This window comes from Streptomyces sp. 840.1 (assembly GCF_003751445.1).
GTDB lineage: Bacteria > Actinomycetota > Actinomycetes > Streptomycetales > Streptomycetaceae > Streptomyces.
Map to the genome: position 1 here is coordinate 343,303 of NZ_RJUU01000003.1, position 25,648 is coordinate 368,950.

Consider the following 25,648-nt stretch of genomic DNA (forward strand, 5'->3'; position numbering starts at 1 on the left):
ACGGTCACCGTGGGGCTCGACACCATGCCGTTCTCAGACCGCGGTGCCGTCCGCGGCATCGGGCGGGGACGCCTCGGTGAGGGCGAACCAGGCGGTCTTGCCCTCGGGTTCGGGCCGTACGCCCCATTGGTCGGCCAGGATGTCAAGGAGCAGCAGCCCCCGTCCCGACGAGGCGAGTTCGACCGGGGTCCGCTGGTGGGGCAGTTCGTCGCCCCGGTCCATGACCTCGACGAGCAGTCTGCGCCGGCCGGTCTCCCCGGTGACGTAGGCGGTGAGTGAGCCGTCCTGGTCGGTGTGCACGAGTACGTTGCCGAGCAGTTCCGTCGCCAGGAGGACCGCGGTGTCCACCTGGTCGGGCCGCGCCCAGTCGTACAGCAGCGCCTTCAGCTCGGCGCGTGCCTCGGCCAGGCCCTCGCCCTGGTCCTGGCCGATGGTGAGTACCAGGCGGCGCTTGTCGACCTCGGCGCGCGGCTTCACGGAGTCGCGGCGCACCAGCAGGAGCGCGATGTCGTCGCCGTCGCGGGCGGCGCCCTCCCGGGCGCCGGGTTCGGGGCTGAGGACGGCCGACATCAGCCGGTCCGCCATCGCTTCGAGGTCCTCGACGGGGCCGGGCGAGAACGCGTCGCGCACCCGCACCCAGCCGCTGTACATGTCGTGGCCGCCGTTCTCGATCAGGCCGTCCGTGCACAGCATCAGGACCTCGCCGTCGTGCAGGCGCAGGGTGTCGACGGGGTAGTCCTCCTCGCCGGGCATCAGGCCGAGCGGCAGTCCGCCGCTGATGTGCTTGATCAGGCAGGTGCCGTCCGGAGTCCGCAGGACGGGGTGCGGGTGGCCTGCGCGTGCGATGTGCAGGTTGCCGGTGGACGGGTCGGCCTCGATGTAGAGGCAGGTGGCGAACCGGTCCTCGTCCAGGGTGGTCAGGAAGCGGGAGGCCCGTGCCAGTACGGCGTCCGGGCCGTGCCCCTCGGCGGCGTACGCGTGCACGGCCGTGCGCAGCTGGGCCATCAGCCCCGCCGCGTGCACATCGTGGCCCTGTACGTCTCCGATGACCAGGGCGAGTCGGCCGCTGGGCAGGTCGATGCTGTCGTACCAGTCCCCGCCGACCATGAGCCCTCCCCCGGTCGGCACGTAGCGGGTGGCGACGCTCAGGCCGGTCATAGCGGGACCTGCGGCGCGCATGCTCCGGCGCAGGCCGCGGGAGAGGGCCAGTTCCGCCTTGCCGGCCCGTGCGCGTTCGAGGACCTGGCCGACCATCCGGCCGGTGACGGTCAGCAGGGCGCGCTCGCTCGTACTGAAGGGGACGGGTGAGCGGAAGGCGGCGAGCCATACTCCGACGACCCGCCCGGCGGTCACCAGCGGCAGGAAGGCCCAGGCGTTGCGGCCCTTGCGGGCCGACATGTGCCAGGTGGCCGGGAACGCGGCGCGGTACTCCCGCGTCGAGGCCAGGAACACCGCCCGGCCGGTCCTGGCGACCTCGGCGGCCGGGTATTCGGTCGTCATCGGCATCCGGAAGCCCTGGTCGACCATGCCTCCGGGCCGGAATCCGTGCTGGGCCAGCGCGCTGAGGTGCCCGTCGCCGATTCCGAACACGCACTGGCCGTCGAGCGGGAAGTCCGGCGCGTACAGCCCGGCCACCAGTCTCAGCGCCTCGTCGAGCGAGTCGGACTCGCCGATCGCGTGACCGGCCGAGAGCAGGAGCGAGTCGCGGCGTCTGACCGCATCACCGGGCGGGACGCCCTCGGCGGCGGGCCGGCTCCCCCGGCCGTCCCGCGGCGCCGGGGACGGGGCGTCCATCCGGTTCAGCTCGGCGATCTGGTCCAGCTCGGCCTCGAACTCCTCCGGCGGCGGTTCATGCCGTTCACCACCCATCCGGCATCCCTTCGTCCGATGTCCGTCGCCGACTGTTCGTACCATGCTCCGACGGTGGAGCCGGGTCCGCAGTGCGAGGGGGCGTGACGGCGCGGTGCACGGAGCCGTGCGGGGCGCCGGGGCGCGGGAATCCGAAGGGACGGAAAGGGCGGTGGGCCGACGCCCGAACGGGGCGGGCCGGCCCGTCAGCGGTACGCGGCAGACCTGCGTACGTCGCTGAAGTCGACGGCCTGGCCGGCCTCGCGCAGAGTCTCCTCAGCCACTCGGCGCACCTCCGCCAGAACGTCCCCGTGTTCCTCCACGAGACCGGCGTAGATCGGTGCCTCGGAACTGTCTGTGAAACTCACGTCGAACTGCCTCAATCGGTTGGGTATGCCATCGTTCGGCCGGAAACAGGGGCCGATTCTACGTGGTCCGCCGTCGGGGCCGCGGGCGGCACCGGGGAGTGGACGTTGCGGGCGATACCCGGTTTCGGCTGTGTTTGCCGTCCCGGGGGCCGGACGGGGCATGAGATCCTGCGCCGGGCGCGGAGAAAACGGTTGACCTCAAGTCAACTTGAGATCTTAGCGTTCTGTCTGCGCCCCGGGCCGTGTCCGGTCGACGGGAGCATCGATTCGCCCCGGAGGCACGCATGAGTATGGAAGTCACGGCTTGGTCATCGCTGCACAGTGCGATGAGCGCCCAGCAGGACCGCCGGCCGTTCTCCCGGGCCACCGTGCGTCGGATCGCCGCCTTCGCCCGGCCGCGCCGCCGTGAGCTCTACCGCTTCCTCGTGCTGAGCGTGGTCACCGCCCTGCTGGCGGTGGCCACGCCGGTACTGGCCGGCCGGGTGGTCAACGCGATCGTGCAGGGCAAGGAGAACGGCACGGTGACCCGGCTGGCGCTGGTGATCGCCCTGATCGCCGTGGCCGAGGCGGGGCTCGGCCTGCTGACCCGCCTGCTGTCGGCCACCCTGGGCGAGGGTCTGATCCTGGATCTGCGCACAGCGGTCTTCGACCACGTGCAGCGGATGCCGGTCGCCTTCTTCACCCGGACCCGCACCGGGGCCCTGGTGAGCCGGCTCAACAACGACGTCATCGGGGCTCAGCGGGCGTTCAGCAACACCCTGTCCGGCGTGGTGTCCAACCTGGTGACCCTGTTGCTGACCCTCACGGTGATGCTCACCATCTCCTGGCAGATCACCCTGCTCGCGCTCGTCCTGCTGCCGGTGTTCGTCGTGCCCGCGCGGCGGATGGGCTCCAGGATGGCCCGGATGCAGCGTGAGGCGGCCGGTCACAACGCCGCCATGGGCACCCAGATGACCGAGCGTTTCTCGGCTCCCGGCGCGACTCTGGTCAAGCTGTTCGGCCGTCCGGCCGACGAGTCCGCCGAGTTCGCCGCTCGCGCCGGCCGGGTCCGGGACATCGGGATCCGTACGGCCATGGCGCAGTCGACGTTCATCACGGCGCTCACCCTGGTGTCCGCGCTGGCTCTCGCGCTGGTCTACGGGCTCGGCGGCTACTACGCGCTGCGCGGGAGCCTGGAGCCGGGTGCGGTCGTGGCGCTCGCGCTGCTGCTGACCCGGCTCTACGCCCCGCTGACCGCGCTTGCCGGTGCCCGGGTCGAGGTGATGAGCGCCCTGGTGAGCTTCGAGCGGGTCTTCGAGATCCTGGACCTGAAGCCGCTGATCGCCGAGAAGCCGGATGCCCGCAAGGTGCCGGACGGCCCGGTGTCGGTGGAGTTCGACGGGGTGTCCTTCGGCTACCCGTCCGCCGACAAGGTCTCCCTCGCCTCTCTCGAAGAGGTCGCGACGCTCGATTCCCGGGGCGGTACGGAGGTCCTGCACGATGTCTCCTTCCGTGCCGAGCCCGGCCGGATGGTCGCCCTGGTCGGCTCCTCGGGCGCGGGCAAGTCGACGATCGCGCAGCTGCTGCCCCGGCTGTACGACACCGATGCCGGCGCGGTGCGGCTGAACGGCGTCGACGTACGCGATCTGAGCGCCGACTCGATCCGCGAGACCCTCGGCATGGTCACCCAGGACGGGCACCTCTTCCATGAGTCGGTCCGCGCCAACCTCACGCTGGCCAGGCCCGGAGCGAGCGAGGAGGAGATCTGGGACGCCCTGCGCCGCTCCCGCCTCGACGGGCTGGTGGCCTCGCTGCCCGACGGCCTCGACACGGTCGTGGGCGAGCGCGGCTACCGGCTCTCGGGCGGTGAACGGCAGCGGCTGACGATCGCCAGGCTGCTCCTGGCCCAGCAGCGCGTCGTGATCCTCGACGAGGCGACCGCGCACCTCGACTCGACGTCGGAGGCGGCCGTGCAGGAGGCGCTGGCGGAGGCGCTGGAGGGACGCACCGCCGTGGTGATCGCCCACCGGCTCTCGACGGTGCGGGCGGCCGACCTGATCCTGGTCATCGAGGAGGGCCGGGTGGCCGAGCGCGGCACGCACAGCGAGCTGCTGGCCGCGGGTGGGCGGTACGAGGAGCTGTACCGGACGCAGTTCGAGTCGCCGGCGGCGAACGGCGCGCGCCCGGAGTCCGTCCCGGCCGAATGACGAGGGAGGCGCCCCCCGGTCCGTGCGGACCGGGGGGCGCCTCGTGTGCGGGGCCGTGGGGTGGCCGGGTCAGTCGTTGTCGACGTGCTCGCCGGTGACGGAGCCACTGGCCGCGTCGATGTCGACCGTCGTCTCCTTGAAGTCCTTGGCGACGACGTCGACGGACCAGACGAGGACGTTCTTGTCGTTGTCGTCCAGGTCGAGGGAGGTGACGGTGCCCTTGGCCTTGGCGGTCGCGGCCTTGGCCGCCTGCTGCGGCGTCTGCGTGGCCTTGGCGATGCGCTCGGCGGTGCGGGACTTCTCCTGCGCGTCCTGGTCCGGGTCCTCGACGGACTGGAGCACCTTGCCGGAGACGGCGTCGATGCGCACGGTGTGCTCGGTGCCGTCCTTCGCCACGACGGCCGCCACCCACTCCGGGCCCTTGGCGGCGGGGCTGGCGGACGGGGAGGCGCTCGCTCCGGAGGGCGATGCGCCGGCACCGCTCGGTGAGGAACTGGCACCGGACGGGGAGGCGCTCGCACTCGCGGACTCGGACGCGCCGGCGGTCGCGCTCGCACTCGCGGACGCGTCGGTGTCGTCGTCGGACTTCCCCGGGCCCTTCAGGTCGAGTTCGATCACCTTGCTTCCCGCGACGGCTCCCTCGGCCGTGGTGAGGGCCTTGTCGAAGGTGATCTTGGTGGAGGCCAGCAGCTTCTTGCGCTTCTCCTGGTCCTTGGTCAGCGAGGCGCTCGGGCTGGGCGTGGGGCTGGTCGTCCCTTCCGGGACGGCGCGCGCGGCTTCGGAGGTCTCCGTCCCCGTCGACGCGCTGCCGCTGTCCTGGCCGCAGCCGGTGAGCAGGGCCGCGGTCAGGACGACGCAGGCGGCGCCGGCCGCACGGAGGCGGTGGGCGCGGAGGAGTCCGGTGTTCTTCGGTCGGGGGTGATAGGTCATGCCGGCATGCCTAACCGCCGTGCGGCCCCGGCATGTGGGGTGACGGGTCGGAGTCACCCGATCAACCGTGTTCCGGCCCGGACCCGCCCGTCCCCGGCGCAGCGAGCCGGTGCGAGGGGCGGGCGACGGCGAGAGGACCGGTTCCCTGGTGTGCCACGGGAAATCGGCTTCCGATATTGGCTCCCGCGGGTCGCGATCCGGGCGTTTTGGTGCGAGCCTGGATGCATGACCTGGGCGTCCTGGACGACACGCGGAGTGTATTCGGGGCACGGCGGCGTGCTCACCGAAGAGGTCGGGCCGCTGTCGGGCGATCTGACCGTGCACACCACATGGGCCGATGACACGGCACAGATAACCGTGCAGTACACCGACGCGGCCGACTGGTTCACCATGTCGGGCAGCCCCGTCCCCTGCTCCTCCGAGGAGGAGAGCCGGACCCTGCACGAGGCCGTGGTGAACGCCGTCCGGCGGGGTGCGGCGGCCACCGTGCCGGCCGCGTGCCCGGAGCGGGACGGGCGGACCGGCGAAACCGCCTCCGAGTAAGCCACGACCACGGGGCCCGTCCGAGCCGGTACCCGGCGGAGCGCCCGCACGCGAAGGCGTACGGGCGCGCGGCGGGAACCGGTGCGGTTAGGCGGACCCGCTCCACCGGTCAGTGGGCCTTCTTCACGAACTCCGTCGTGTACGTCTTGGAGAGGTCGACGTCCGCGTTCTTGAGGTTGGGGTTGAAGGCCTTCAGGACCCGCTCGACGGTGGCCGGACCGTCCGGGGGCATCACCCCGTCGGTGGTGAACATCGGCAGGGTGTTCTTGATGGACTGTGCGTAGAGCGCGGCGCCGCCGCCCTGCGCGTAGTCGGCGGGCATCTTCGCGGCGATCTCGTCCGCGCTGTGCGTCGACATCCACTTCAGGGTCTTCACGAAGGCGTTGGCCAGCTTCTGCACGGTCGCCTTGTGGGCGTTGACCCACTCGGTCTGCATGTAGAGGCTGGAGGACGGGTAGAGCCCGCCGAGCGCCTTCTTGGACCCCTCCGGGGTCCGCATGTCGATGAGGATGCTGCCGAGCTTCTTGTCCAGGATGGTGGCCACGGTCGGGTCGGTGGTCATACCGCCCTGGATGGAGCCCTGCTGGAGCGCGGAGATGAACGTTTGGCCGGCTCCGACCGCTACGGGGGTGAACTCGCTGGTCTGCACCCCGTTCTTCACGGCGAGGTACTTCGTCAGGAAGTCGGTCGAGGAACCGAGTCCCGTCACGCCCAGCTTCTTGCCCTTGAAGTCCTTGGCCGAGCCGATGTCGCCGGCCGCCTTGTTGGAGACCATCTCGACCTCGCCGGGCGCCTGGGAGAGCTGGACCACCGACTCGACGTGCTTGCCCTTCACCTGGAGATCGAGCGTGTGGTCGTAGAAGCCCACGGTTCCCTGTACGTCGCCGGAGACGAGCGCGGTCTCCGCCTGGACGCCGGCGGGCTCGGTCAGCAGCTGGACGGCGACTCCCTCGTCCTTGAAGTAGCCGAGCCGCTCGGTGAGCATCGCGGGCAGGTAGATGACCTTGTCCAGGCCGCCCACCATGATCTTCACGCTGTCGTTCTTGTCGCCGGACGCGGAGGTGGAGTCGCCTCCGCAGGCGGTCAGGCTCGCCGCGGCGAGGGCTCCGGCGACGGCGAGTGCCGGGATCCGGGGGGACATACGCATCTGGTTCACGTCCTTGTGAAGAGGGTTCCCCTGAGGGGAGGGAGGGTGGCGAGGGTCAGCGCGCGGTGTCGGCGTCGGCCGGTTTCCAGCGGAAGAGCTTCTTCTCCAGGAAGGTGAGCAGCCCCTCGGCGAGCAGCGCGACGACCGCGAGGATGGCCATGGCGGCGTACACACCGGCCGCGTTGAAGGTGCCCTGCGAGGCGGCGACCAGCAGACCGAGTCCCTTGGTGGCGCCGATGTACTCACCGACGATGGCGCCGATCAGGGCGAAGCCGAAGCTGACATGGAGGCTGGTGAAGATCCATGAGGTGGCGGAGGGAATGACCACCTGAAGGGTGACCTGCCGGTTGCTGGCGCCCAGGATCCGGGAGTTGGCGACCAGGTTGCGGTCGACCTCCCTGGCGCCCTGGAAGGCGTTGAAGAAGACCGGGAAGAACACCAGGACGACCGCGGAGGCGACCTTGGACGCCGGGCCCAGGCCGAACCAGATCAGGAAGATCGGGGCGAGCACGATGCGCGGCAGGGCGTTGAGGACCTTGATGTACGGGCCGAGGACATCGGCGGCGAAGCGGACCCGGCCGAGCGCGATACCGAACAGCACACCGGCGATCACGCCGATGACCCAGCCGAGCAGCGCCTCGTAGAGCGTGTACCAGATCTGCTCCCACAGGGAGCCCTGGGCGGTGCCGTCGGTCACCCAGGTACGGATCTGCTCCCAGATCTTCGACGGCATGGAGAAGTTGAACGGATCGATGACGGCCGTCCTGGCCAGCCACTCCCACAGTCCGACGACCGCGACGAGGACGGCGATCCGGCTGGCCAGTACCAGCATCCTGCGGTTGCGTGCGGCCCGCGCCCTGGCCTCGGTCCGGCCGGTGCCGCTCGCGGCGGCGGTCTTGGTGACGGTCTCAGGCAGCATCGGCCGCACCCCTCTCGCGGGTGATGCGGACCTCTTCGCCGAGCGAGGACCAGATCTCGCGGTAGATCTCCAGGAACCGGGGCTCCAGGCGCACCTGTTCGACCTTGCGCGGACGCGGCAGGCCGATCTCGAAGACCTCCTTGACCGTGGCCGGTCCGGCGGTCATCACGACGACCTTGTCGGCGAGTGCGATGGACTCCTCCAGGTCGTGTGTGACGAAGACGACGGAGGCTCCCGTGCCTCCCCACAGCTCCAGCAGCTCGTCGGACATCAGGGCCCGGGTCTGCACGTCGAGTGCCGAGAACGGCTCGTCCATCAGCAGGATCTCCGGGTCGTTGACGAAGGTCGCGGCGAGTGCGACCCGCTTGCGCTGCCCCCCGGAGAGCTGGTGCGGATAGCGGTCCTCGAAGGAGGACAGACCGACCCGGTCGAGCCAGGCCCGCGCACGTTCCTTCGCCTCCGCCTTCGGCACGCCCCGGAAGCGGGGGCCCGCCATGACGTTGGACAGAACCGTCCGCCAGGGGAAGACCGCGTCCTGCTGGAAGACGAAGCCGACCTTGTCACCGATGCCGCGCACCGGCTCGCCGGAGACCAACACCTCCCCCTCGGTGGGCTCCTCCAGCCCGCTGATCAGGGTCAGGGTGGTCGACTTGCCGCATCCGGTCGGACCGACGACGGCGACGAACTCCCCCCTGCCGATCGTCAGATCCAGATCCCGTACGGCGGTGTGGAGCGCCCCCGACGGAGTCCGGAACGCTTTGCTCGCCCCCCGCAGCTCGATGGCGGGGCTCGTTTCGCTGTTCATGGGGCGGGACGCTAGGGGCGCTCCGGGCCCGGCGGGAGCCTTGCGCCCACAACTCCGGGTTCTGCCCGTTACCCGGGGTTCTGCTCATTGTGCTCACTGCCGTACAACGAAGCGGAGACGAGGGCTAGGCAGCGAGGTCAGAGCCGTTTACCTTGCGTTAACACCGAGCGGATCGGAGTACCGGATTCGAGGACCGCGGGAGAGCAGAGGACACGGACATGCGCATTCACTGGCCCCGCCGTGTCTTCGCCCAGGTGCTGCTCACCCAGGTGGTGATCACGACGGGGGTGGTCATGCTCGTCACCGGGCTCTTCCTCGCCCCGCTCAGCCACGAGCTCGACGACCAGGCGATGCGGCGGGCGCTGTCCATCGCCCAGACCACCGCCGCCGAACCCGGCCTGGTGGAGAAGCTGCTCAGCTCCCGGCCCGATCCGGCCGGGCCCGTACAGGCGGAGGCGGAGCGGATCCGGCGGGCCACCGGGGCGCTGTACATCGTGGTGATGGACACCCGGGGAGTGCGCTGGTCGCACACCGAGACCGACCGGATCAGCGAACGCGTCTCGACCGATCCGAGTACGGCGCTGGCCGGCCGCGAGGTCATGCAGATCGACATCGGGACCCTGGGGCGCTCCGCCCGCGCGAAGGTCCCGCTGCGCGACCGGGCCGGCACCGTGGTCGGGGCCGTCTCGGTGGGCATCGCGTACACGAGCGTCCGGCAGGGGCTGCTCGGCACCATTCCGGTGCTCCTGCAGTACGCGGGGGCCGCGCTCGCGGCGGGGGTACTGGCGGCCCTCGTCGTCTCCCGCCGTGTCCAGCGCAACACGCACGGGCTGGCCTTCGCGGACATCTCCGCGCTCCTGGACGAGCGCGAGGCGATGCTGCACAGCATCCGCGAGGCGGTGCTCGCCCTCGATTCGCGCGGGCGGATCCGGCTGCTCAACGACGAGGCGCAGCGGCTGCTGGAGCTGACCCCGGACGCGGTCGGCCGGACGCTGGGCGAGGTGCTGCCGCCGGGGCGTACGACGGAGGTGCTGGCGGGCCGGGTCGACGGCGCGAATCTGCTCACCGTCTCCCGGGGGCGGGTGCTGATCGCGAACCGGATGCCGACCGGCGACGGCGGCGCCGTCGTGACGCTGCGCGACCGCACCGAACTCGAACTGCTCGGCCGCGAGCTGGACTCCACGCACGGACTGCTCGACGCGCTCCGCGCCCAGGACCACGAGCACGCCAACCGGCTGCACACCCTGCTGGGCCTGCTGGAGCTGGGCAGGCACGAGGCGGCGGTGGACTTCGTCACCGAGGTGTCCGACGGCCGCCGTGCCTCGGCCGAGCAGGTCGCGGAGCGCGTGAACGATCCGCTGCTCTCGGCACTGCTGGTGGGCAAGTCCGCCGTCGCCGCCGAGCGCGGCGCGTCCTTGCTGGTCTCCCCCGCCACCCGGCTGCCCGACGTCGTGGTGGACCCGCGCGACCTGGTGACCGTACTGGGCAACCTCATCGACAACGCCCTGGACGTCGCCACGCTGGTCGAGGTGGAGCTGCTCGCCGAGGGCACCACCGCCGTCCTGCGGGTCAGCGACGACGGCCCCGGAGTGCCCGTCGGCATGCGGGAACAGATCTTCACCGAGGGGTGGTCCACCAAGGAGTCCCCGGCCCACCGGGAGCGCGGGCTCGGGCTGGCGCTGGTGCGGCGCCTGGCGGAGCGCTACGGCGGCGCGGCCCGGGTCACGGCCAGGGCCGGTGGCGGCGCGGTCTTCACGGTCGTCCTGCCGGAGGCGCTCGCCGTCCGGCAGCGAGTCGAAGCGGGAGAGTGGCAGTGATTGACGTTCTGGTGGTGGACGACGACTTCCGGGTGGCGGAGATCAACGCGGCCTACGTGACCAAGGTGCCCGGTTTCCGGGTCGTCTCCCGCGCCCACACGGCCGCGCAGGCGCTGTCCGTCCTGGAGCGCGAACATGTCGATCTGATCCTGCTCGATCACTATCTGCCCGACCGCACGGGGCTCACGCTGGTACGTCAGCTGCGTCAGCTCGGCCACCCCGCCGACGTGATCATGGTGACGGCCGCCCGCGACGTGGTGACGGTGCGGACCGCGCTGCGGTACGGCGCCCTGCAGTACCTGGTCAAGCCGTTCAGTTTTGGTGGCCTGCGCTCCAAGCTGGAGAGCTACGCGACGCTGCGCCGCACCCTGGACGGTGTGGAGAGCCGTCGCGGCGAGGCCGGTCAGGAGCAGGTCGACCAGATCTTCGGGGCGCTGCGCACCTCGGAGTCCGTCGTCGCGGCCGGGCTCCCGAAGGGGCACTCGGCGCCGACCGCCGATGTCATCCGCCAGGTGCTGCTCGCGGCCGGTGAGCCGCTGTCCGCGCACGAGGTCGCCGCGCGGGCCGGTCTGAGCCGGTCGACCGCCCAGCGGTACCTCAAGTACCTGGAGGGTGCGGGCCGGATCAGCCTGACCCTGAAGTACGGGGACACCGGCCGCCCGGAGCACCGCTACGCCTGGGCGGTGGCCGGCTGAGGGACCGCTCCCCCGCAAGCGCGCAACCTCTCTGCAACGTCCGGCCGGGTTGCATGGGGGCCATGCACGCACCGCGATCCCCGCGGTGCCCGGAAGGAGACCGATCCGTGAACCGATGCGAGGGTGTGCGGCCATGAGCTCCGCGCAAGCGCCGCCGGTGGAGCTCACACCCGCGGCCGCGGATCTGCTGCGGCGGCTGCGCGAGCTGCACGGGCCGCTGATGTTCCACCAGTCGGGCGGCTGCTGCGACGGCAGCGCGCCGATGTGCTACCAGGACGGGGAGTTCCGCACCGGCGGCTCCGACGTACTGCTCGCCTCCCTGGAGGTCGACGGGATGGCGGAGACCGTTCCGTTCTGGATGTCGAGGAGCCAGTCCGAGGTGTGGGCGCACACCCGGCTGATCGTGGATGTGGTGGAGGGCCGCGGCAGCGGCTTCTCGCTGGAGGCCCCGGAGGGGGTGCGGTTCCTGATCCGGTCGCGGCTCGTGGGCGGCTGACCGGATGCGCGTGGGCCGGGCGTCAGGCCCGGGGCCCGCGCGCACCGCCGGGTCCACGCCGCGCGCTCGTCCGCCGGTCGAGGAGTTCGCGGCGGATCTCGGCGGCCGTGCTCCTGGCCCGGTCCGAGGTGGCCCTGCGGTCCGCCTGGGCGGGCACGAACCGGTGCAGCGCCTGCCCGCAGCGCGGGCAGGCGGTGTCGTTGTGGAGCAGCCTGCCGTCCTCGCACCGGGAGTCCTCGCAGCGTGCCGAGGTCAGCAGGTGTCCGGCGATCTCCAGGGGCGGCCAGCGGCGCCGGCCGTCCTCGTCCTTCTCCTGGAGGGTGTGGGCCCAGCGTGCGTTCCACCGGCGCTCCACCCGGTCCAGGAGCTGGTCCGGGGTGCGCCGGCCCAGCTCCCGCTGGATCATCTCGACGAGTTCGGCGGGGTAGCGGCCGCCGAACTCCCTCATGAGGGGCTGCGGAAGCGCGTGCAGGAGGTAGCCGACGGGATCCGCGCCCGCCCGCTGCCACTTGCGGCACTGGCAATCCCCGTCCGCCGACAGTGGGGTGCGGCAGCGGCTGCACAGGCCCCGGCAGTCGCCGCACAGTCCGTGGTCGAGTCCGTCCAGGTGCCGGGCGGGGGCCCGGCCGCACTCGCGGCAGCAGGAGGCGCACAGGCCGCAGAGCCGCTCGAAGCCGACGGCCGTCGTCCAGGGCCGCTGCTGGCAGCGGCAGCAGCGGCTGCTGTTGCAGTGCTCGTGGTGCACGGCGGCCGGTTCGCGTCCCAGTGGGGGCAATGACATGGCTGCGCTCTCCGGGTCCCTCGCTCGGTGCGGCGCCCGGCAGCCGTTGCCGTGCCGGACGGGGATACGGTACGCGGTGTCCCGCACCCCACCGGACCGTTTCATACCCGAATGCCCGAGGCCCCCGTACAGCCGCACAAGGCAATGAACTGACCGAAATAGGAAAGTTCCCTTGTATACCGGATCATTCGTGTGCGGTGACGAGCCGCTGCTTGACCTTGCCGTTGGCGGCAGGGTTGAACGATTGCCGCATGAACAGCAGCTCAGCACCTTCCAGGCCTTCCGCCGACCGCGTCGTCGCCATCACCGGTGCGGGGACCGGCATCGGCCGTGCCACCGCCCACGCCTTCGCCGCCGAGGGGGCCACGGTCCTCGTCATCGGGCGGCGCCCCGGCCCCCTCGGAGAGACCGCCGCCGGGCACGACCGGATCGTGCCACTGGTGGCCGACATCACCGGCCCCGGCGAGCCCGAGCGGATCGTCCGCACCGCCCAGGAGACGTACGGGCGGCTCGACGTACTGGTCAACAACGCCGCGGTGGTCCGCAGCGCCGCCCTCGACGCCGTGACCACCGAGATCATCGAGCCACAGCTGGCCACCAACCTGGTCGCACCCCTCCTGCTCTCCCGGGCCGCGCTGCCCCTGCTGGAGGCCTCCGCCGGCGTCATCGTGAACATCAGTACGTCGATCGGGCAGCGGGGCTGGCCGAACGGCTCCGTCTACGCCGCGACCAAGATGGCCATGGAGCTGTTCACCCGCACCTGGGCGGTCGAACTCGCGCCGCGCGGCATCCGCGTGGTGGCGGTCGCGCCCGGTGCGATCGGTACCCCGATCGGCAAGCACCAGGGGCTGACGCCGGAGCAGCTGGCGGCGCTGCGGGAGTGGCAGCTGGCGCACACTCCGATGCGGCGGCGCGGCACCCCCGAGGAGGTGGCGCGCTCGATCACGTATCTCGCCTCGCCCGACGCCTCGTTCATCACCGGTGCGGTTCTCCCGGTCGACGGCGGTGCCGTGGTCGCGTGATAAGAGTGAACGGGGAGGTGGTGGGGGTGCTGATCGGCGAGCTGGCCGGGGCCACCGGCACGACCGCGCGTGCGCTGCGCCACTACGAGCAGGCCGGGCTGATCACCTCCCGGCGGGCGGCCAACGGCTACCGGGTGTACGAGGCGCGCGCGGTCGTCCGGGTCCGCAACATCCGCCATCTGCTGGCCGCCGGGCTCACGCTGGACGACGTCCGGGCCTTCCTGCCCTGCCTGGACGGCGATGTCGTCGCCTCCCCGCCCTCGCCGCTCGGACTGCGGATCGCCCGCGAGCGGCTCGCGGTCCTCGACGCGCGGATCGCCGCCCAGACCGAGGCCCGGGACCGGCTGGCCGAGGCGCTTCGGGCGCTGCCCGGTGACCCGGCCCCGCCGGGTAGAGCCACCGGGGCGGCGACGGGGTCAGGGCCGGATGCTGCTCACCACGTCGGCGGTGGCCGTGAGGCCCTCCTGGATGGTGGGCGCCATGCTCGTCCCCGCGAGGAAGAACCCCAGCAGGCCGCAGACCAGCGCGTGTGAGATCTTCAGTCCGCCGTTGCGGAGGAAGATCACCGCCAGGATCAGCAGAAGCAGTACCAGTGAGATCGAAATGGCCATGGCCAACCTCCTCCGCCGCGCCTGAATTGCGGCATTCGGCGGCCAGTTTGGCGTAGCGCAGAGGCCATCCGGCGCACTGGCGTGTCCGCCAAACGGGTAGGGCTGGGCGAACACGCGCGGGGTGCCGGGCGGCTCCCGGTCAGCCGGAACTGCCGGGGCCGCCCGGCCGCGTCACGGCGCGGGCAGTTCCATCAGTTCCGCGACGGTCCCTCGGTGGCGGCCCGCCGTGCCGTACGCGATCGAGTCGGCCTTGGCGCGCTTGAGGTACAGGTGCGCCGGGTGCTCCCAGGTCATCCCGATTCCGCCGTGGAGCTGAACGCACTCCTCCGCCGCGTGGACGGCGACCCCGGAGCAGTACGCCTGCGCGACGGCCACCGCCAGCGGCGCGTCGGGGCTGCCGGTGGCCAGCGCGTCCGCCGCGTTGCGCGCCGCCGCCCGCGCCGAGACGACCTGCAGCCAGAGCTGGGCCATGCGGTGCTTGAGCGACTGGAACGAGCCGACGGGGCGGTTGAACTGGCGGCGCTCGCGGGTGTACCGGACCGTCTCGGTCAGGCACCACTCGGCGAGCCCGAGCTGTTCGGAGGCGAGGAGCCCGGCTCCGGCCAGCAGCCCCGCGCGCACCGCTTCCCGGCCTGCCGGGGCGTCCGCGAGGCGGGTTCCGGTGGCCCCGGCCAGGGTGACGGTGGCGAGCGGGCGGGTCAGGTCGAGCGCGACGAGCGGCTCGACGGCGACGCCCTCGGCGTCCGCGGGGACGGCGTACAGCCCGTCGGCGGCCGGGACCAGCAGCACATCGGCGGCGGCCGCGTCGGCAATCGGGCCGAGCGTGCCGTCGAGCTGCGCGGTCACGGTGGGCGGGCCGGGCGCGGCTGCGGAGAACGGCACCGCGAGTACCGCGACCTTGCGGCCCGAAGCCAGGTCCGCGAGGAGTGCGGCCACCGGCCCGTCCTGGGCACCGAGCGCCAGCAGCGTCTCGGTGGCGACGACGGAACTGGTCAGGTAGGGCGCGGGGGCGACGCGGCGCCCGAGTTCCTCCATGACCACGGCGGCCTCGCGGTGTCCGGCGCCCTGTCCGCCGAGCTTCTCGGGCACCAGGAGTCCGGCAGCGCCGATGCCGGTGGCGAGCGCCTTCCAGAGCTGCGGGTCCTGCGGCGTGCCGGACTCGGTGCGGGCGATCACCGCCGGCGCGTCGCACCGGGCGTCCAGGAGCGAGCGGACGGCGGCGCGCAGGTCGTCCTCGGCCTCCGAGTACAGCAGATCGGGCGCCTGGCTCTCTTCGGTCCGTACAGTCATCGGGACAGGTCCTTCCAGGCGACGTCCTTGTCGTTGCGCGGTTCGGCGGGCAGGCCGAGCACGCGTTCGGCGACGATGTTGAGCAGTACCTCGCTCGTGCCGCCCTCGATGGAGTTACCCTTCGAGCGGAGGTAGCGGTAACCGGCGTCGCGGCCGGTGAAGTCGACGAGTTCGGGCCGGCGCATCGTCCAGTCGCTGTACAACAGGCCCTCATCACCCAGGAGTTCAACTTCCAGGGCGCTGATCTCCTGGTTGAGCCGGGCGAAGGCCAGCTTCATCCCGGAGCCCTCGGGGCCCGGCTGTCCGGCGACGAGCTGCTGGCGCAGGCGCGCCCCGGTGAGCCGGGCGACCTCGGCCTCCACCCAGAGGGTGAGCAGGCTCTGGTGCAGATCGTGGGTACGCAGTTCGGGGCGCTCGCGCCAGGTCGCGGCGACCGGTCCGATCATGCCGCCCTCGCGCGGGATGCGCGCTCCACCGATGGAGACGCGCTCGTTCATGAGCGTCGTCTGCGCGACCTTCCAGCCCTCACCGACCGGCCCGAGCCGGTGGCTGTCGGGGATGCGAACGCCGGTGAGGAAGACCTCGTTGAACTCGGCCTCGCCGGTGATCTGCCGCAGCGGCCGCACCTCTACGCCGGGGTCGGTCATGTCGCAGATGAAGTAGCTGATGCCGCGGTGCTTGGGCACGTCGGGGTCGGTACGGGCGATGAGGATCGCCCAGCGCGCCAGATGGGCGCTGGACGTCCAGACCTTCTGCCCGTCGACCACCCAGTCCTCCCCGTCGCGGACGGCGCGGGTGGAGAGGGCGGCCAGGTCGGAGCCGGCGCCCGGCTCGCTGAACAGCTGGCACCACACCTCGTCCCCGACCCACAGGGGGCGCAGGAACCGCTTCTTCTGCTCGTCGGTCCCGTAGCCGAGGACGGTCGGGGCGGCCATGCCGAGGCCGATGCCGATACGGCGCGGGTCGTTGTCCGGCGCGTCCGCCGCGGCGAGTTCGGCGTCGACGACGGTCTGCAGGGAGCGCGGCGCGTCGAGGCCGCCGAGTCCGGCCGGGTAGTGCACCCAGGCGAGTCCGGCGTCGAAGCGGGCCCTGAGGAAGTCGGTGCGGTCGGTGGTGGCCGGGGGGTGAGTGGCCAGCAGTTCCCGGGTGAGGCGGCGCAGTCGCGCGGCGTCGGGGGCGGTCATCGGGCGGCTCCTGACGGGAGGACGACGATGCGGCCGGTGCTGGTGCCGTCGGCGACGCGCTGGACCGCGGCCGCCGCGCCGTCCATCGCGACGCGCTCACTGATCAGCGGCTTGACGACGCCCTCGGCGGCGAGCCGGGTCAGCTCCCGGTGACAGTCGCGGACCGCCTGCGGGTCCTTGGTGTTGTACAGGCCCCAGTGGAGTCCGAGGACCGAGTAGTTCTTCACCAGGGCGTGGTTGAGCCCCGGGGTGGGGATCACGCCGCTGGCGAAGCCGACGACGATCACCCGGCCCTCGAAGGCGATGCACTTCACGGACTTGGCGTACGCGTCGCCGCCGACCGGGTCGTAGACGACGTCGGCGCCGCGTCCGCCGGTCGCGTCCTTGACGGCCGCGACGATGTCGTCGGTGCGCCGGTCGATGACCAGGTCGCAGCCGAGGGCGGTGGCCGCCTTGGTCTTCTCCGCGCCGCCGACGACGCCGATGACGGTCGCGCCGGCGGCCTTTCCGAGCTGGACCGCGGCGCTGCCGACGCCGCCGGCTGCGGCGTGGACGAGCAGCGTCTCACCGGCCTGCAGCCGTGCCCGCCGGTGCAGCCCGAACCAGCCGGTCTGGTAGCCGATGTGCAGCGCGGCGGCCTCTGCGTCGTCCAGGGTTTCCGGGGCCGGCAGCAGGGCCGCCTCGTCCGCGACGACGTACTGGGCGAACCCGCCGTCCGGCAGCGCGGGGGTGGCGAGCACCCGGCGGCCGTCCGGCGTCCTGCCGCAGATCTCCACGCCGGGCGTGAACGGCAGCGGGGGCCGCACCTGGTACTGCCCTCGGCAGAGCAGCGCGTCGGGGAAGTTGATGTTTGCCGCGAGCACCTCGACGAGCACCTGCCCGTCGCCGGGCGTGGGCCGGTCCGTCTCCTCCAGCCGCATCACCTCGCTCGGCTCGCCGTTCCGGTGCACTCGCCATGCCTGCATGAGGGGCCTCCACAACACTGTCGGCATTACCACTGCTCCGGCGCATACTAAGCGGTCGCTTGCCCCTCTGGGAACAACCTGCGGGTGACCGCTTCCGCCGGACGGTGACATGCCGGGCCGCGAAGGACGGACGACGGGGCCCCGGGCCGTGGCATGACCGTGCGCCCGGCCCCGCCCGCTCGCGGGCGCCGGGCGCACTGCGGGCCGCCCCGCTACTCGCCCACCACCACCTCCGCGATCTGCGGCGCCCCGGCACCCCCGCGCCAGGCCAGCCGCACCGCGTCGGCGCTCCGGCCGTGCGTGTCGATGTCCGTGTACGCCCCGCCGAGCCTGCCGGCGGTCCGCCATTCGCCGTCCGCGCTCCGCAGCTGGATGTCCGCCGCACCCTCGGCACCGGCCGGCCGCAGGACCGTCACCGAGCCGACCGCACGCGCGCTGCCGAGCCCCACCTCGAGGAACTCGCCTGCCTGCGGGGCCCGCGCGGCGCGGTAGACCGTGCCCGGGTCCCCGTCGGCCGCCGAGCCCATGGCGGATCCGGTGGCCGCGGGCGGGTTGCCGGTGACCGCGCCGTCCGTCGTCGCGACGTGGAACTCACGTACGACGACCCAGCTGGTCTGGGCCGCAGTCGCCCGCGCCCGCACGTAGCGGGCCTTCGTACCGGCGGGCGCGGTCGCCGCGACGTCGGGCTTGCCTGAAAAGGCGGTCAGCGGCTGCCAGCTCGTGCCGTCGGCCGAGTACTCCAGCACGCCCTCGTGCAGGTAGTCGTCGGTGCTGCCGGGCTTGCCCATGGCGAGCGTGATGTCGCCGATGTCCCTGGACCCGCCCAGGTCGACGGTGAACTGATCGTCGACGGCGGGCGCCCCGTCGCTCCAGAAGTACGTGGCGTCGTCGCCGTCGAGCATCCGGGCGGCGATGTTGCCCTGGTACGTGCCCAGGCTCGTCGAAGCGGCGGGGCGGCCGCTCACGCCGAGGATCCGGTCGTGCTCGGCGGTGGCCGCGTCGACGAACCCGTCCAGCACTCCGTCACCGACGTGGACCGGCACCTTGCCGCCGCCGAGGCCGGTGTACACGAAGGACGTGGCCCGTTCGACCTGGGCGGGCAGCTGCTGCCGGAGCTCCCAGGCCTGTGCGCCGTTCCCGGCGCGGGCCGCCTCGACCATGCGCAGGGCCGTGCGGGACGCGGTAGCCCAGGCCTCGGTGGCGTCCAGCCAGGGGCCGGAGTCGTCGATGAAACCCCGGTCCGGAAGTGCCGCGCGCAGCCGGGCGGGGGCTGCGCCGAGGTTTCCGAGCACGGTGGCGAGCCGCTTCGAGTCGCCGGACTTCCAGTAGCGGGCGACCTCGGCCGCCAGTTCCGGTGCCTTGTCGGTGTTGAGCGCCGAGCTGTAGTTGACGTCGGCGAAGGCGCGCAGCGCCTGCTCGGTGCGGGCGTCGCCGCCCGCGTACTCCTTGAGCCCCTTGCCCCACGAGGTTCGCGGGTCGTACGCGGCATCGTTCCAGGAGTAGTCCGCGACGGTGTACAGCGAGAGCTTCGAGGCGTACGGCTGGATCATCGGGTTGGCGGTGATCCCGGCGAGCCTGCCGGGCAGCCCCTTCTCCCGCCCGTTGAACGGGCCGAGGAGCAGCCGGTCGGTCGCGTAGTCGTTCACCGGGTAGTTGTCCCAGGTCAGGATCGGGTGCCCGAACACCTTGCGGGCGGCGTCGGCCTGGGCGTTCGTCATGGTCGGTGCGACGACTCCGACGCCCGTCCACTCGACGAGCACGTCCGGGTCGAGTTGCCCGGACAGTGCCTTCTTGTACGGGGATTCGCTGATGTTGTAGTACTCGGTGGGAACCATCTGGAGTGGCTGCGCACCGGGGTGGGTGGCGATGAACTCCTTGTTGACCCGGTTCAGCAGGTACGCCTGCGCGGCTCCCGCGGCCCCGCCGCCGGTCCCCCACTTCTCCTTGTCGGCGTCGCAGTTCCAGTCGGTGTAGCTGATGTCGTCCAGCGGCACGGCGAAGGTCCGTACGCCGATGTCCCAGATCGTCTGGAACTTGTCGACGAGGGCCTTGGTGTCCGCCTCCGAGCTGTAGCAGACCGACAGGCCGGGAGAGAGCGCGTAGGTGAACTCGACGTGCCGCTGGACTGCCCGGTCGGCGAGCTCCTCGATCTGCGCCAGCTGGTCGGCCGGGTAGGCGTCGCCCCACTTGTCGCGGAGGTAGGCGTCGTCCTTGGGCGAGTACACGTAGATGTTCATCTTGTGCTCGCCGTAGTAGTCGAGCTGGTCGAGCCGCGCCTGCTGCGACCAGGGGGTGCCGTAGAACCCCTCGATGACGCCGCGCAGCGCGGTGCCCGGCCAGTCGCGCACCGCGAGTCCGCCGACACGGGCGCCCGCCCCCTTCCGGTGCGGCAGTACCTGGCGCAGGCTCTGTGCCGCGTAGTAGGTGCCGGTGGTGTCCTTGCCCGCGAGGACGATGCGGCCCGCCCCGATGCCGAGGACGTAGCCGTCGGCGGGCAGCCCGGTGGTGCCTTCGAGCTTCTGGGCGGCGAGCGCGGCGGCGTCACCGACATGCACGGTGAGCCCGCTCGTGGCGGCCCGGGTGCTCCGGACGACGCGCTGCGCACCGGCCTGTTTCAGGGCGGTCCCGACCACGGAGAGCGAGGACTCGTCGGCCGTTTCGCCGGCCACCACGGTGACGGTGGGGGTGATGGTGATCCGGTCGGGCCGGCTCTCGGCCGACTGCGGCGTCGGGGTGATGACGGGGGTCCCCTGGCTGCTGTTCCGGGCCTTCGTCGGGGCGCCGGCCCCGGTGCTGCCGGCCGCCTGCGCGGAGGGACCGGCGGCCAGCAGGCCGCCGACGAGCAGGGCCGCCGAGGCGGCCAGGGCGGTGAGACGAGGTGGGCGAGGCGTCACAGATCCTCCATTGATCACTCAAGTCATCAGAGTCGCGCAACACAACTGCACCGAATTCAACATCCTGGCGCTTACATGTCAATGGTCTGGACAACATCACTGCGTGGACCTGGAGTTTTGCCTTCGGAAGCGGTAGTTATGCGCCATGACAGAGCCCATGCACACGCCCGGCCTCGCCGCTCCGCCCGCGCTGGGCGCCAGCGCGTTACCACCCGGCACGTACGACGGTGCCGTCGTGCTGGTGACCGGCGGCGGCTCGGGGCTCGGCAAGGCGATCGCCGCCGAATTCGCCCGGCTCGGCGCGGATCTGGTGCTGGTGGGCCGGAACGCCGAACGGCTCGCCGCCGCCCGGGACGAGTTGGCCCCGCTGACCGGCGGCCGGGTCATGACCGCACCGGCCGACATCCGCGACCCCGGCCGGATCGCCGCCGTGTTCGACGCGGCCGAGGCCCGACTGGGGCTCCCCCAGGTGCTGGTCAACAACGCGGCCGCCAACTTCCCCTCCCCGGCCGAGGACCTGTCGCCGAACGCCTGGCGGGCGGTGCTCGACATCACGCTGACCGGCACCTGGTTCACCACACGGGAGTTCGGGCGCCGCCACCTCGCGGCCGGCACCGCGGGCTCGATCGTCAGCGTGGGCGCGTCGTACGCCTGGACCGGCGGCCCCGGATACGCCCACTCGGCCGCCGCCAAGGCCGGGGTGAAGAACCTGGTCGAGACGCTCGCCGTGGAGTGGGGCCCGTACGGAATCCGGATCAACGGACTGGTGCCGGGGCTGATGCCGCACGAGGACATGACCGCCGACATCCGCGGCCAACTGGACCGGGCAGAAGAAGCGGACCCCGGCCACGACGGAACAGACGGGCAGGGCTCGCGCGCCGGGCACGGCTCACGCGATGAACACCACGAGCACGACGCGCGCCAGCCCGCGCTCCGGGTCGGACTGCCGCGCGAACTGGGCTGGGCGGCCACGTTCCTGGCCTCGCCGTACGCCGGGTTCATCTCCGGCCACTCGCTCGTGGTGGACGGCGCGAACTGGCAGCGCCGTTCCCTGGTCGCCCCGCCGGTGGTGCCGGTGCGCGAGCAGCTGGGGCGCGGTCCGTTCACGCCGCCCGGCCCCGGCGTGCGGTGAGTCAGCCGCCCTCGAAGTGTGGCGTCCGGCGGGCGGCCTTGGCCGCGTAGCCCTCGGCGCAGTCCTGCGAGGTGAGGGTGAGCGCGGCCGCCAGCGCCGTCCGGTCGAGCGCGGCCGCCATCCCGGCGTCCGCGAAGGCGTCGACCGAACGCTTGATGTGCCGTACGGCCAAGGGTGCGTTGGCCGCCACCGCTTCGGCCACCGACCGTGCGGTGGCCTCCAGTCCGGCGAGCGGCGTGACGCCCTGCAGCAGACCGATCCGCTCGGCCGTCGCCGCGTCGATCCGCCGGCCGGTGAGCGCGAGGTACTTCGCCCAGCCCGCCCCGGCCTCGCGGGCGATGCGCATGTCGCCGCCCGCGTCCACCGCGACCCCGATGCCGGCCTCCGGCAGCGCGAACACGGCGTCGTCGGCGGCGATCCGGATGTCGGCCATGAGGGCCAGCTCGAAGCCGAAGCCCAGGCAGTAGCCCTGGACGGCGGCGATCACCGGCTGCGGGAGCCCGGCGAACGCGGCAAAGCGTTCGTGCACCCAGCGGATGCCCTCGTAGTAGTTCTGGGTGCGCTCGGACGGGGAGCGCCCGGTGATGGCGCCACCGGGCGCGGTGACGTCGATCCCGGCGCAGAAGGCCCGGCCCTCGCCACGCAGCAGCACCGCCCGGACCGAGCCGTCGAACCTGATCCGGTCCGCCATGATGCCGAGCTGTCTGCTGCACTCCCAGCTCCAGCCGTTGAGCCGGTCGGGCCGGCAGAGGGTCAGCACACCCACGCCGTCCTCGACCCGGAGCGTGATCCGCTCCTCGCCGTGCGGAATGCCGTGATCGAGGATGTCGAGCACCGCCGCCACCTCCCTTAACTGACGCATCGTCAGGACGCGCTGTGCGGCACAGGGTACGACGCCCCGCCAGGGGCGGCCAGGGTCCGGCCCGCTCAGCGCGCGAACAGCTCGAAGGCGACGGCGGGCCGGCCGCCGAAACGTTCGCCCGACGCCTCGGCGTTGCCGGTGAGGAAAGCGCGGCAGTACTCCTCCGGGTCCTGGTCCGTGAGCACCTCGATGTACGTGCGGTGGGCGAGCAGCGAACGCACGGAGCGTTCGAGTCCGGCCGTCACGTCGAGGGCGTGGGTCGGTGTCGCCGACCCGGCGACGGCGACCCAGCGCACCCCGTTCCACGGATCGAGACCCTGCTCGGTCAGCTCCGGGAAGATCCAGCGGTTGCCCGCGTCGGCCACCGCGTCCAGGGCCGCGCGGCCGACCGCGCGGTGGTCGGGGGTGTTCCAGGCGACGCCGCCCCAGGTGTCGAGGTGGTTGAGCGTGATGACGAGCTCGGGCCGGTAGCGGCGGACGGCCGCGGCGATGTCGCGGCGCAGCTCCACGCCGTACTCGATCACCCCGTCGCGATGGTCCAGGAACTCCACCCGGCAGACACCGACGACCTCCGCGCTCGCGCGCTGCTCCCGCTCGCGCAGCGGTGCGCACTTCGCCGGTTCGACGGTGTCGATGCCGGCCTCACCCCGGGACGCCAGCAGATAGCCGACCTCGCGGCCGCCGTCCGTCCACACGGCTACGGCCGCCGCGCAGCCGTACTCCAGATCGTCGGGGTGCGCCACGACGGCGAGCGCGCGCGTCCAGTCCTCGGGCATGGGTTCCAGTTGCTCGGTCATATCGGCAGGCTAGTGCGGTGACCGACAGCGTGCGCCGGGTTGGCGGTGACGGTGCCGGCGCCCGAACCGGTTGGATGCGGGCCGGCATCCGTCCAGGCCGACGTGGACACGGTGCGGGATGTCACCCACCGGTTGAACGAGAACGGCCTGGCCTGCCTTGGACCCTCGATGGGCGGGAGGCCGTCCCCGCCTGCTCGGTCCGGACGACGAGGACCACGTCGTGCGGGCGGCCACCACCCGCCCGGCCGGGCTCGGCAGGCCCCTCACCCGCTGGTCCATCCGCGAACCGCCGCCTACCGGCGCAGAGTGCACGGCCTCGTGATCCGGACGGGCCGCGAGGCGTTACGGTGCGTGCTCGCGCGCCGCGGCGTCACCTTTCAGCGCACCGAGACCTCATCGGTGCGGCATGGGTACGCCTGCGGCGCGGAGCTTGGCCTCGGTGAGCGCAGTCAGCCGTGCCGCGACCGGCGCTCGGTCCTCGCGGTGGTTGTTGATCAGCTCGTACTGGGCCGAAGCCTTGGCCCATGCCTGCAGGCCGGCGTGATCTCCCTGCAGCGCGGGGCCGGCGAGGTAGTGGTCAGCCATGGCGGCTGCGAGTTCTTCGATCCTCGGGTCGTCCGGTTCCCAGGTCTCCGCCTCCCGGCCGCGTTTGGCCAGGTACACGTACTCGGGGTCGTCGAGGCCGTGTTCGAGCTGGTTCAGGAAACCGTCGAAGCCCTCCGGCACCAGCACCCGGGCCAGCACCAGGGCCTCGCGCTGCGCGGCCACGTAGTCGGACCCGAAGCCGAGGCCGGGCATCCGGTCCAGGACCGCACAGGCACGGTCGGGCAGCAGGGCCCTGTCGCCGTCGGCGAGCCGGTGCAGCGTGTCGCGGCGGGCGACCAGCTCATCGATGCGTTCGGTGAGCTGCCGCTCGACGTCGGCGAGCGCGGACCCGAAACGCGCGGCGTCGGCGTGGGCGTCGGCGTCGAGCATGGGCCCGACCTCGGCCAGCGGCACGCCCGCGGCGGCCAGCGTCCGTACCTGCACCAGCTGCAGCAGCTCTCCGGATCCGTACCGCCGGTAGCCGGAGCTGTCCCGTTCCGGCTCCGCCACCAGGCCGAGCTTGTGGTAGTGCCGCACGGCCTTCACCGTGACGCCGACGAACGCCGCCGCCTGCCCGATGGTCACTCCGTTGCTCATCAGCCCAGCTTGCCGCAGAACACCTCATCGACGAAACGCTGTTGGGCGCTCCGGAAGGCCGGTGCGATCGACATGCCGGCGTCGTCCACCCAGGTCAGCCCGGCGGTCAGGGTCCTGCTGCCGTCGGGTGTGCCGTACATCATCGCCGCCGAGCCCATGGTGGCGCCGTTGTGGTGGAAGACGGTGCCACCGTCTGTTTCCTGCGCGAACACCCCCAGGCCGTAGCCGACGGTCGCTTCCGGGGTGCGCATCTCGGCCAGCAGCTCGGCCGGCAGGAGCTTGCCGCCCATCAGCGCGGAGAAGTACATGTGCAGGTCCCGCGTGGTCGAGATCATGTCACCACCTGCTCCGACCCAGGACGGGTTCTGACGGGTGACATCGACCGTCCGCTCCTGCCCGGTGTCCTCGTAGCGGTAGTAGCCGTGGTTGTGCGGCTCGGGGATCTCCGGCGAGGCGCCGGGCGCCACGGTGCCTGTCATCCCCAGGGGTCCCAGGATCAGCCGCTGCAACTCCTCGGCGAACGAACGGCCGGTGACCTTCTCGACCACCAGCCGGGCCAGCACGTAGTTGGTGTTCGCGTAGCTCCACCCCGTACCCGGCGCGAACCGCGCCGGCTTGGACAACGACAGCCGCACCAGCTCTTCGGGCGGGTAGGACTTGAACCGGTTGTCCACCCACTCCTTGCCCTGCCAGGGGACCCCCAGCACGATCGTCCCGTCCTCGTAGAGCTCGCCGGTGTGATTGAAGATCCCGCTGGTGTGCTGCAGCAGCATCCGCACAGTGATCCGCCGGTCGAGACCGAACTCGGGCAGGAAGTCATCGGCCGGGGCGTCCAGACCGATCCTGCCCTCGGCCACCAGCAGGAGCACCGACGTGGCGACGAAGTTCTTGGTGCTGCTGCCGATCCGGAAGTGCCCGTTCGTCAACGGCTCGGCGCTCTGACCCAGCCTGCTCACACCGGCGCTGCCAACCCACTCGCCCTGCTCGTCGTTCACCCGGAGCTGGACCCCGACGAAGCCGGACTCGACCAACTCCTCGATCACCTTCTGCAGATCCGGACGACCCTGCCCCTGGACCGAAAGGCTGGTGGACATGCTGCTCCTTCACATCGGTTGCGCCCGGGTCGGCGCCGCGCCGTTGCGATGAGCCTGCACCCTGCCCCAAGGTCAACCTC

Annotated in this window: 23 protein-coding genes and 2 pseudogenes; 9 read left to right on the forward strand and 16 right to left on the reverse strand. The window is 72.0% G+C overall.

From position 1 onward, the window contains the following. Positions 1–33 precede the first annotated feature (33 nt). Together EDD93_RS33990 and EDD93_RS39805 are read right to left on the reverse strand one after the other, a co-directional pair. Positions 34–1,869 (reverse strand): SpoIIE family protein phosphatase, encoded by a 1,836-nt coding sequence (locus EDD93_RS33990; protein WP_123529934.1) that lies wholly within the window; start codon positions 1,867–1,869, stop codon positions 34–36. Positions 1,870–2,054: 185 nt separating this feature from the next. Beyond that, positions 2,055–2,216: a hypothetical protein gene (locus EDD93_RS39805; RefSeq protein WP_185092667.1), complete on the reverse strand. Its 162-nt coding sequence runs from the start codon at positions 2,214–2,216 to the stop codon at positions 2,055–2,057. A gap of 284 nt (positions 2,217–2,500) precedes the next feature. On the opposite strand from EDD93_RS39805, the gene EDD93_RS33995 reads away from it, so the two are divergent. Further along, positions 2,501–4,402: an ABC transporter ATP-binding protein gene (locus EDD93_RS33995; RefSeq protein WP_123529936.1), complete on the forward strand. Its 1,902-nt coding sequence runs from the start codon at positions 2,501–2,503 to the stop codon at positions 4,400–4,402. Positions 4,403–4,471: 69 nt separating this feature from the next. Here EDD93_RS33995 and EDD93_RS34000 read toward each other — a convergent pair whose 3' ends face one another. After that, positions 4,472–5,332 carry a PepSY domain-containing protein gene (locus EDD93_RS34000; RefSeq protein WP_123529938.1) on the reverse strand — a complete coding sequence of 287 codons (861 nt, stop codon included), beginning with the start codon at positions 5,330–5,332 and terminating at the stop codon, positions 4,472–4,474. A gap of 225 nt (positions 5,333–5,557) precedes the next feature. On the opposite strand from EDD93_RS34000, the gene EDD93_RS34005 reads away from it, so the two are divergent. Next, positions 5,558–5,875 carry a hypothetical protein gene (locus EDD93_RS34005; RefSeq protein ID WP_123529939.1) on the forward strand — a complete coding sequence of 106 codons (318 nt, stop codon included), beginning with the start codon at positions 5,558–5,560 and terminating at the stop codon, positions 5,873–5,875. A 109-nt stretch (positions 5,876–5,984) separates the two neighbouring features. Here EDD93_RS34005 and EDD93_RS34010 read toward each other — a convergent pair whose 3' ends face one another. From EDD93_RS34010 to EDD93_RS34020, 3 genes are read right to left on the reverse strand one after another with little or no spacing between them, the layout of a single operon-like run. After that, positions 5,985–7,022: an ABC transporter substrate-binding protein gene (locus EDD93_RS34010; protein WP_123529941.1), complete on the reverse strand. Its 1,038-nt coding sequence runs from the start codon at positions 7,020–7,022 to the stop codon at positions 5,985–5,987. 55 nt (positions 7,023–7,077) lie between these two features. Then, positions 7,078–7,941 carry an ABC transporter permease gene (locus EDD93_RS34015; protein WP_123531582.1) on the reverse strand — a complete coding sequence of 288 codons (864 nt, stop codon included), beginning with the start codon at positions 7,939–7,941 and terminating at the stop codon, positions 7,078–7,080. After that, positions 7,931–8,746 carry an ABC transporter ATP-binding protein gene (locus tag EDD93_RS34020; RefSeq protein WP_123529943.1) on the reverse strand — a complete coding sequence of 272 codons (816 nt, stop codon included), beginning with the start codon at positions 8,744–8,746 and terminating at the stop codon, positions 7,931–7,933. The genes EDD93_RS34015 and EDD93_RS34020 overlap by 11 nt, the downstream gene beginning before the upstream one ends. A gap of 218 nt (positions 8,747–8,964) precedes the next feature. On the opposite strand from EDD93_RS34020, the gene EDD93_RS34025 reads away from it, so the two are divergent. The 3 genes from EDD93_RS34025 to EDD93_RS34035 all read left to right on the forward strand — a co-directional run bounded on the left by EDD93_RS34025 (position 8,965) and on the right by EDD93_RS34035 (position 11,754). Beyond that, the gene (locus EDD93_RS34025) at positions 8,965–10,563 is read left to right on the forward strand and encodes a sensor histidine kinase (protein ID WP_123529945.1); all 1,599 of its coding nucleotides are present in this window, start codon (positions 8,965–8,967) and stop codon (positions 10,561–10,563) included. Further along, positions 10,560–11,258 carry a response regulator gene (locus tag EDD93_RS34030; protein WP_123529947.1) on the forward strand — a complete coding sequence of 233 codons (699 nt, stop codon included), beginning with the start codon at positions 10,560–10,562 and terminating at the stop codon, positions 11,256–11,258. Before EDD93_RS34025 ends, EDD93_RS34030 begins: the two co-directional genes overlap by 4 nt. Before the next feature lie 133 nt (positions 11,259–11,391). Next, a complete protein-coding gene (locus tag EDD93_RS34035; RefSeq protein WP_123529949.1) occupies positions 11,392–11,754 on the forward strand; it encodes a DUF779 domain-containing protein in 363 nt (120 codons plus the stop codon). Between the two features lie 22 nt (positions 11,755–11,776). Here EDD93_RS34035 and EDD93_RS34040 read toward each other — a convergent pair whose 3' ends face one another. Continuing rightward, entirely contained in the window at positions 11,777–12,535 is a 759-nt protein-coding gene (locus EDD93_RS34040) for a hypothetical protein (protein ID WP_123529951.1), read from the reverse strand. Between the two features lie 251 nt (positions 12,536–12,786). Between EDD93_RS34040 and EDD93_RS34045 the strand changes: the two genes are divergently transcribed. Together EDD93_RS34045 and EDD93_RS34050 are read left to right on the forward strand one after the other, a co-directional pair. Continuing rightward, positions 12,787–13,557 (forward strand): SDR family NAD(P)-dependent oxidoreductase, encoded by a 771-nt coding sequence (locus EDD93_RS34045; protein WP_123529953.1) that lies wholly within the window; start codon positions 12,787–12,789, stop codon positions 13,555–13,557. Positions 13,558–13,583: 26 nt separating this feature from the next. Beyond that, positions 13,584–13,943, forward strand: a pseudogene (locus tag EDD93_RS34050) (MerR family transcriptional regulator); the annotation flags it as partial. Positions 13,944–13,973: 30 nt separating this feature from the next. Here EDD93_RS34050 and EDD93_RS40565 read toward each other — a convergent pair. The 5 genes from EDD93_RS40565 to EDD93_RS34075 form a co-directional block, all read right to left on the reverse strand. Further along, positions 13,974–14,168 (reverse strand): hypothetical protein, encoded by a 195-nt coding sequence (locus tag EDD93_RS40565; protein ID WP_024489726.1) that lies wholly within the window; start codon positions 14,166–14,168, stop codon positions 13,974–13,976. Positions 14,169–14,339: 171 nt separating this feature from the next. Next, positions 14,340–15,458 (reverse strand): acyl-CoA dehydrogenase family protein, encoded by a 1,119-nt coding sequence (locus tag EDD93_RS34060; protein WP_123529955.1) that lies wholly within the window; start codon positions 15,456–15,458, stop codon positions 14,340–14,342. Then, positions 15,455–16,642 carry an acyl-CoA dehydrogenase family protein gene (locus EDD93_RS34065; protein ID WP_123529957.1) on the reverse strand — a complete coding sequence of 396 codons (1,188 nt, stop codon included), beginning with the start codon at positions 16,640–16,642 and terminating at the stop codon, positions 15,455–15,457. The genes EDD93_RS34060 and EDD93_RS34065 overlap by 4 nt, the downstream gene beginning before the upstream one ends. Beyond that, positions 16,639–17,607, reverse strand: coding sequence for an NADPH:quinone oxidoreductase family protein (locus tag EDD93_RS34070; RefSeq protein ID WP_123529959.1), 969 nt, complete (start codon positions 17,605–17,607; stop codon positions 16,639–16,641). Before EDD93_RS34070 ends, EDD93_RS34065 begins: the two co-directional genes overlap by 4 nt. A 212-nt stretch (positions 17,608–17,819) precedes the next feature. Next, positions 17,820–20,501, reverse strand: coding sequence for a beta-N-acetylglucosaminidase domain-containing protein (locus tag EDD93_RS34075; protein WP_123529961.1), 2,682 nt, complete (start codon positions 20,499–20,501; stop codon positions 17,820–17,822). Positions 20,502–20,646: 145 nt separating this feature from the next. Here EDD93_RS34075 and EDD93_RS34080 point away from each other — a divergent pair, with 145 nt between their 5' ends. Continuing rightward, entirely contained in the window at positions 20,647–21,633 is a 987-nt protein-coding gene (locus tag EDD93_RS34080) for an SDR family oxidoreductase (protein ID WP_123529963.1), read from the forward strand. A 1-nt stretch (position 21,634) separates the two neighbouring features. Here the strand turns inward: EDD93_RS34080 and EDD93_RS34085 are convergent, their stop codons facing one another. Both EDD93_RS34085 and EDD93_RS34090 read right to left on the reverse strand, forming a co-directional pair. Continuing rightward, positions 21,635–22,495 (reverse strand): enoyl-CoA hydratase/isomerase family protein, encoded by an 861-nt coding sequence (locus EDD93_RS34085; RefSeq protein WP_260256083.1) that lies wholly within the window; start codon positions 22,493–22,495, stop codon positions 21,635–21,637. Between the two features lie 65 nt (positions 22,496–22,560). Continuing rightward, complete coding sequence (locus EDD93_RS34090) at positions 22,561–23,292, reverse strand: PIG-L deacetylase family protein (RefSeq protein ID WP_123529965.1); 732 nt, start codon at positions 23,290–23,292, stop codon at positions 22,561–22,563. Between the two features lie 39 nt (positions 23,293–23,331). Here EDD93_RS34090 and EDD93_RS40570 point away from each other — a divergent pair. Further along, positions 23,332–23,685: pseudogene (locus EDD93_RS40570) on the forward strand (helix-turn-helix domain-containing protein); the annotation flags it as partial. Here the strand turns inward: EDD93_RS40570 and EDD93_RS34100 are convergent. Together EDD93_RS34100 and EDD93_RS34105 are read right to left on the reverse strand one after the other, a co-directional pair. Further along, on the reverse strand, positions 23,686–24,474 hold the full coding sequence (locus EDD93_RS34100) for a MerR family transcriptional regulator (RefSeq protein WP_123529967.1): 789 nt from the start codon (positions 24,472–24,474) through the stop codon (positions 23,686–23,688). Then, on the reverse strand, positions 24,474–25,568 hold the full coding sequence (locus EDD93_RS34105) for a serine hydrolase (protein WP_123529969.1): 1,095 nt from the start codon (positions 25,566–25,568) through the stop codon (positions 24,474–24,476). Before EDD93_RS34105 ends, EDD93_RS34100 begins: the two co-directional genes overlap by 1 nt. Between the last annotated feature and the right edge of the window lie 80 nt (positions 25,569–25,648).